Origin of the sequence: uncultured Microbulbifer sp., from assembly GCF_947489355.1 — a bacterium.
GTDB lineage: Bacteria > Pseudomonadota > Gammaproteobacteria > Pseudomonadales > Cellvibrionaceae > Microbulbifer.
Genome location: NZ_CANLDD010000159.1, coordinates 1 through 949 on the forward strand (window position 1 = coordinate 1; position 949 = coordinate 949).

A 949-nucleotide genomic window follows, 5' to 3' on the forward strand; every position below is an offset into this window, starting at 1 on the left:
TTACTCATTGAACACCTCTGTCTCAGGCAGCGACTTTACCACCTAAATTGGTGTCCGGGATTAGTAGACCACTACAGACGGTGACGGTAGTGCGCGAGAGCTGACCCTGAGTGATCTTACCGCGCTCACTCTCTGGTAGGCGCAGCTGGATACCCCGCAACAAGTACTGCCAAACAAACAAGCCGCCCGCGAAATGGTTGCACATGGAGAACAGTTGTTTGAAGAAATTGGCTGCGCGGGGTGTCACCGGCCGCAAATGGTGTTGAATACCCGTTACTTTTTGGAACCAAACCCGTTCAATCCGCCGGGCACCTGACTTTGAAGACCTCTTCCCGCCGGTAACCTTTAACTTGACCAGAGAAGCGCGTTTTAAGAGGGGCCCCATGGCACCCTCCTTGTACACGCCCACACCGACCTGAAGCGCCACAACCTGTATGATACGGATATCCATTTTTCTGCAATGAACAACTTGCACAGGGGCGAGTGGACGCGATAGACGGTACCCAGTTTTTCCTTACCCGAAAATTGTGGGATGTTGGCAATTCGGCTCCCTACGGCCATCGCGGGGATGTAAGCACCATTACTGAAACCATTTTATTCCACGGCGACGAAGGCCGCCCTTCCCGCGAAGCCTTTCTGGCGCTGTCTGTGCAGGACCAAAAATCCCTGGCCCAGTTTTTAAAATCCTACAAATCGTTGCGGATACCAGTAAGCAGTAACGCCTCTGGGTTCAGTGCCAAATGGTTGCACCGAAACGAAACAGGGTATACATTTGGACAAATCAAACAAAGAGGTGTGCGGTAACGTTAAACTATAAACAAATATGTTGAATCAAATCCTGAGCGGTGTAACTGTCTGTATGAGACAGCTATTGGTAGTGTTCAGAATTCTGTGTCATTTCTTTATCATTAGCAAAAAAGAGATGACCTATGACCAAACCTACTTTCGA

Annotated in this window: 1 protein-coding gene and 1 pseudogene; one reads left to right on the forward strand and one right to left on the reverse strand. The window is 49.5% G+C overall.

All coding sequences use genetic code 11. The annotated features are described in order from the left end of the window. Positions 1-22 precede the first annotated feature (22 nt). Positions 23-451 (reverse strand): hypothetical protein, encoded by a 429-nt coding sequence (locus Q1A48_RS21270; RefSeq protein ID WP_299948862.1) that lies wholly within the window; start codon positions 449-451, stop codon positions 23-25. 26 nt (positions 452-477) lie between these two features. On the opposite strand from Q1A48_RS21270, the pseudogene Q1A48_RS22055 reads away from it, so the two are divergent. Continuing rightward, positions 478-804 (forward strand): annotated as a pseudogene (locus tag Q1A48_RS22055) (di-heme oxidoredictase family protein); the annotation flags it as partial. Between the last annotated feature and the right edge of the window lie 145 nt (positions 805-949).

Excerpts from the sequence above, each read along its gene's own strand:
- Q1A48_RS21270 (WP_299948862.1), bottom strand. The coding sequence starts at position 451 with ATGGATATCCGTATCATACAGGTTGTGGCGCTTCAGGTCGGTGTGGGC.